Annotated in this window: 5 protein-coding genes; 2 read left to right on the plus strand and 3 right to left on the minus strand. The window is 71.0% G+C overall.

All coding sequences use genetic code 11. The features are described from left to right. Positions 1–92 precede the first annotated feature (92 nt). Entirely contained in the window at positions 93–647 is a 555-nt protein-coding gene (locus tag P1P75_RS39365; RefSeq protein WP_319264431.1) for a DUF1062 domain-containing protein, read from the minus strand. A 206-nt stretch (positions 648–853) separates the two neighbouring features. Then, the gene (locus P1P75_RS39370; protein WP_319264428.1) at positions 854–1672 is read right to left on the minus strand and encodes an MOSC N-terminal beta barrel domain-containing protein; all 819 of its coding nucleotides are present in this window, start codon (positions 1670–1672) and stop codon (positions 854–856) included. Positions 1673–1849: 177 nt separating this feature from the next. Between P1P75_RS39370 and P1P75_RS39375 the strand changes: the two genes are divergently transcribed. Continuing rightward, complete coding sequence (locus tag P1P75_RS39375) at positions 1850–2605, plus strand: DUF4142 domain-containing protein (RefSeq protein WP_319264433.1); 756 nt, start codon at positions 1850–1852, stop codon at positions 2603–2605. 21 nt (positions 2606–2626) lie between these two features. Here the strand turns inward: P1P75_RS39375 and P1P75_RS39380 are convergent, their stop codons facing one another. Continuing rightward, positions 2627–4321 (minus strand): glycoside hydrolase family 13 protein, encoded by a 1695-nt coding sequence (locus P1P75_RS39380; protein WP_319264435.1) that lies wholly within the window; start codon positions 4319–4321, stop codon positions 2627–2629. Positions 4322–4599: 278 nt separating this feature from the next. On the opposite strand from P1P75_RS39380, the gene P1P75_RS39385 reads away from it, so the two are divergent. Beyond that, positions 4600–5401, plus strand: an 802-nt coding sequence (locus P1P75_RS39385; RefSeq protein ID WP_319264430.1) for a hypothetical protein, incomplete at its 3' end; no start/stop codon positions are given.

Below are 5401 nucleotides of genomic sequence, written 5' to 3' on the forward strand. Positions count from 1 at the left end.
CACCCACCTCCTCGACGCGATACGCGCCCAGGCACTCTGAGGGAGAGGTCCGCGGAGCTGCCGGGCAGGTGCACGGCAGCCCCGCGGAGCGGTCAGTGTTTGAGGGTGAAGGTGAAGTCGTCCGACTGCTTGCCGGTCAGGCGGGTCGCCGAGACGAGGTTTCCTTTCTCGATCAGTCTCTCGACCTCGGCTCGCGTGAGGCCGCAGCCTTGCGCGATCAGGCGTATCGGACGGACGGGTATCCGCGCCGCGAAGCGGACCGTTACATCGATGACCTCACGGTCGAGGGTGCCGTGGTCCGAGCCGCCGGTGTCCAGGCGCCAGGCGTCGGTCCAGTCCAGGGCGATGTGGTTGCGGTGCCGCAGGGCCGGGTCCTGGAGCAACTCGGCCGCCAGGACGGGGTCGTTGTCGTGAAGTCGGGCCAGCAGGGCCGGCCGTACGGAGCGCACGTTCGTCCGCTCCAGGACCGTGAGTTTCGCCGTTTCACCGCACGTGGTGCACAGGACGAGGAGCCAGGCGTCGATGAGCTTGTGGTGGGCGTTGACGCGGAACTTGCCGTTGGCCCGGAAGCGTTCGGACGCGCACGCGTGGCAGCGGCGGCGAACGACGGGCAGGCAGGTGGGCGCGACCACCCAGGTTTCGAGCAGCACAGAGGTACACCGGTTTCAGTGTGAGAAGACCGCAGCAAAAAGGAGCGCGGCGCAGATGCGCGACGCGCGACGATTCAGCAGGTGGGAGGTCTCACACGGTGTACAAGGGCGGTCCTTCGGCTGGGCGGCGTGGTCCGGCAGCACGGTAGTGGCGCTCAGCGGGGTCGCTCCACCGGTTTTCCGGGTGAGCGCCTGGAGTCGGGTCAGGCGTCCATGACCTCCACCGCGGCCTCCACCGCGACCTCCACCGCGTCTCCCACCGTCACCTTCCCCTCCCGTGCGACGGTGAAGTAGGCGCCGAACACGATGCCGTCCTCCGCCCTGCGGTAGTCGGCCAGGGTGCGCAGGGGTTCCGGGCCCGCCCGTTCGCCCGTTTCCTGGTCGACCATCGTGATCGCGCAGCGGACCGTGAGTTCGGTGAGGGCGAGTTCCGTGTCGCCGACCAGGAGGCGGCGGGCCGTGTCCTCCGTGTGCGGGGTGGTCCAGCCGTCCACGACGAGGTTGGGGCGGAAGCGGTTCATGGGGAGGGGGGCGACGCCTCGTTCGGTCAGGTGGCCGTTGAGCCGGTCCAGGCTCGCGCGGGAGACCACGTGCAGGCGGCTGTGGTTGGCCGTGGTGCCGCCGGGGGCCTTGCGTACGCGCAGCAGCCGGCTCGGGCGGCCCAGGACGCCCGTCACCCACGCGGCGGCCTCCTCGCCCTGGTCGACGGCGCCGTACGGCTGGCCCGGGAGGTCCGTGTTCCGGTCGGCCTGCCCCGTCCCGTCCACCCGCAGGTCGCCGCGGTCCGGGGCCCGTAGGGTCAACTCGCCCGAGTCGTCCACGGAGTGGGGGGTGATGAGGGCCAGCCTCGGGTCTCCCCACTGCCAGCGCAGTTCCCCCGCCTCGTCGACGATGACGTACGCCCGGTCGTGCGGGAGTCCGTCGGGTGTGAGCCGTGCTTCGGTGAGCGTGATGCCCGCGCAGCCCTTCACCGGGTAGTACGTCAACTCGGTGACCTTCGACTGTTCTGTCGCTCCTGTCATGCCTGTCACTGCGACTTCCCTTCCCCCGGTCAGCTGATACGACGATTTTTGCCGGACACGGTGAGTTCCGGGGGCCGTTCGTCCGTACTCCTGTGTGTTGGACCCCGCCGGGCAAGGACGAGCACGGGCGGTGTCCCTGATCAGGCAGGAGGAACGGTGCGCTTTTCGCGGAACGCGATGGGGACTGCCTTCGTGGGTGGCGCCCTGAGCTTGACCCTCGCGGCTCTGGCCTATCCGGGGATGCTGGGACTGGACAAGGTGTCGGACTCCAGTGACCGGATCATCGCCAACACCCAATGGGGGCCGCTGACGGAAGGCGACCGCGACTTCGTGGTCAAGGTGCGGGCGGCCGGGCTCTGGGAGTACCCACTCGGCCTGATCGGGCTGCAGAAGGGACAGAGTCCCGCGGTCAAGACGGCCAGTGAGCACCTGGTCGACGGTCACGCCTCGCTCGACACGACCTGTCGCAAGCTCGGGCCGATGCTGAACATCACCCTGCCCAACGTGGCCAGCCCGCAACAGGTGGCCTTCGTCAACCAGATCAACGCGAAGACGGGCAAGGACTTCGACTACGAGTTCGCCAACATCCTTCGCCAGACACACGGCTCGATCTTCAACACGATCGCGAAGGTGCGCTCCACCACCAAGAACACGCTCATCCGGGCCCTGGCCGACCAGGCCAACGACACCGTCCTGGACCACATCACGGTGATGGAGAAGACCGGCATGGTCGACTTCGACCAGACCCTCTTCCAGCAGACCACTCCGCCGAAGCTCCCCCAGGCGGAGCTGACCCCGCCGGCCCCGCCCGCCGGTCAGCCGCTGGTCGTCCTCACCCCGCCGCCCACCGCCACGTCCACGCCTGTGGACATCGACGGTGCGGCAGCGGGCAGCGGGGTGAACCCGGCACCCGCCCCCGCACCGACGCAGTAGGACGACCCCGTATCCGGGGAACTAGGCCAGCCACACCGTCGTGTCCGGGCCGATCCGGCCGTCGCCGTCCGGCGGGGCGCTGCTGAGCAGCACCTCGCCCGGCGGGCACGGCACCGGCACGTCCGACAGGTTGGCGACGCAGCGCCAGCCGTCCGTGCGGGCGAAGGCGAGCACGCCGGGTGGAGTGCCCTGCGCCCAGGTGAGGTCCTCTCCGTCGAGCAGTTTGCGGCGCAGGCGCAGGGCCGTGCGGTACAGCTCCAGGGTCGAGCCGTCGACGCCGTCCTGTGCCTGGACGGCGTAGCGGGCGAAGGACTCCGGCTGCGGCAGCCAGGCGCCGCCCGGGCCGAAGCCGTACGACGGGCCGGTCGTCGTCCACGGCAGCGGCACCCGGCTGCCGTCGCGGCCCTTGCGGACCCGGCCGCTCTGCTCCCACAGCGGGTCCTGGAGAACCTCCACGGGCAGGCCGGCGACCTCGGGCAGGCCGAGTTCCTCGCCCTGGTAGACGTACGACGATCCGGGCAGCGCCAGCATCAGGAGGGTCGCGGCGCGGGCCCGGCGCAGGCCGGCCTCCTGGTCGACGTGGGGGGCGTGGCCGTCGGCCAGCAGCCAGGCGTTCTCGTCCGTGCCGGGCGGCAGCATCAGGCGGGAGGCATGGCGCACGACGTCGTGGTTGGAGAGCACCCAGGTCGCGGAGGCGCCGACGGCACGGGCCTCGGCGAGCGAGGACGTGATGACCTCGCGGATCGCCTCCGCGTCCCAGGCCGCTTGCAGATACTCGAAGTTGAAGGCCTGGTTCAGTTCGTCGGGGCGGGCGTAGAGGGCGCGGCGGGCACCCGGGACCCAGGCCTCGGCGACGGCCGTGCGGGGCGGGGAGTAGGCGTCCAGGACGCGGCGCCAGTCGCGGTAGATCTCGTGGACCTCGTCGCGGTCGTAGAAGGGGTGGGTGCCGGGCGGGACGGCGGTGAGGGCGTCCTCGCCGTCCAGGCCGAGGGCGCCGAGGTCACGGAGCGGCTCGCTCAGGTCCTTGACCAGGGCGTGGGCCACGTCCACGCGGAAACCGTCCACGCCCCGGTCCGACCAGAAACGCAGGGTGGTGCGGACGTCCTCGCGGACCTCGTCGTGGTCCCAGTTCAGGTCGGGCTGCTCGCGGGCGAAGAGGTGGAGGTACCACTGGCCGTCGGGGACGCGCTGCCAGGCGCTGCCGCCGAACACCGACTGCCAGTCGGTGGGCGGGAGTTCTCCGTGCGTGCCGCGTCCGTCGCGGAACACGTATCGGTCGCGGGCCGGTGAGCCGGGGCCGGCCGCCAGGGCCTCCTGGAACCACACGTGCAGGTGCGAGGTGTGGTTCGGGACGATGTCGACGATCACCTTCAGGCCGAGCCGGTGCGCCTCGGCGGCCAGCGCGTCGAAGTCGTCCAGGGAGCCCAGGCGCGGGTCGACGTCTCGCGGGTCGATGACGTCGTAGCCGCCGTCGGCCAGCTCGGACGGGTAGAAGGGGCTGAGCCAGAGCGCGTCGACGCCGAGGGCGGCGAGGTGCGGGAGGCGGTCGGTGACGCCCCTCAGGTCACCGAGGCCGTCGCCGTCCGCGTCGGCGAAGCTGCGCGGGTAGACCTGGTAGACGACGGCCTGGCGCCACCAGTCGGGGTTGCGGGTGGAGAAGTCGGGGGCGACAGCGGAGGTGGGTGCGCAGGGCTGGGCTGCCTCGGGTGCGGGCACGAAGTCGGTCACAGGGACAAGCTTGTCCAGTTTGCCGGGAAGGAGAACGTCCGTACCTTGCGGAGGGGATCATTCCTCACGTGGGGGAGATGTGGTGGAATCTTGAACTCCCCTGGTATTGACGCAGGTTGACAGGCATCCGCCCCGCCGACCACCATGAGCGCACGCCGTGGCACACGTGACCACTGAGCCCGGTGTTTCTTCTGAACCGCGCCATCACCCGGGCATCGCCATGCCGCGATGCCGCCGTGATGAGCGCTCGCCAAGATGGGAATCGCATGTCCATAGCGAGACGTGTTTCCGTGCGCCGCCTGCTGGGGACGGGCGCCGCATCACTCGCCCTGTGCACCGCGTCCGTCGCCGCCGCCTCCGGAGCCTCGGCGTCCACCGGCACGCCCGGCGGCGACGGCTGGAAGTCCGGCGGCCAGTACCAGCCGGGGACCGGGGCGGGCACCGAGACGGAGACCGACGGCTGCCAGTTCTCGCTCGACGGCACGCACTTCTACGACTCCGTCAAGGTCGACGACCAGAACCTGAAGCCCACCGGCGACGGCTTGGTCCACCTCACCGTGCGGACCGCCGCCGGCGCCACCACCTGCACCGCCTCCCTCGCCTCCTACCTGGCCCACGGCCCCGACTTCCGGACCTCCGGCGAGCAGGTCTTCGTCGACTTCGACACCGTGACGGTCAGGGCCGGCGCCACCGACACCCTCGACATCGCCGTGCCCGACGCCGGCTGCTACGCGCAGATCGACCTCTACCGGGGCGCCGTGAAGTTCGACGGCAAGCTCGACGCCAAGGACGGCTTCGCCCACGGCGACCTGCCCAAGGGCCCCGACCGCCCGGTCATCAAGGACAAGCTGATCGCGGCCTGGAACGGCGGCACGAAGGACTGCACCCCGGCCGAACAGCCCCCCGCCGAACAGCCCCCGGCCGAACAGCCGCCCGCCGAACAGCCCCCGGCCGAGCAGCCGCCCGCCTCCCCGTCCACGCAGGCGCCGCCGGAGAACCCCTCGCAGACCACCCCGTCGGCGACCCCGTCGACCTCCGCCCCGGCCCCCTCCGCCTCGGAGTCCACCC

Origin of the sequence: Streptomyces sp. ID05-39B (assembly GCF_033794725.1) — a bacterium.
Lineage (GTDB): Bacteria > Actinomycetota > Actinomycetes > Streptomycetales > Streptomycetaceae > Streptomyces > Streptomyces bobili.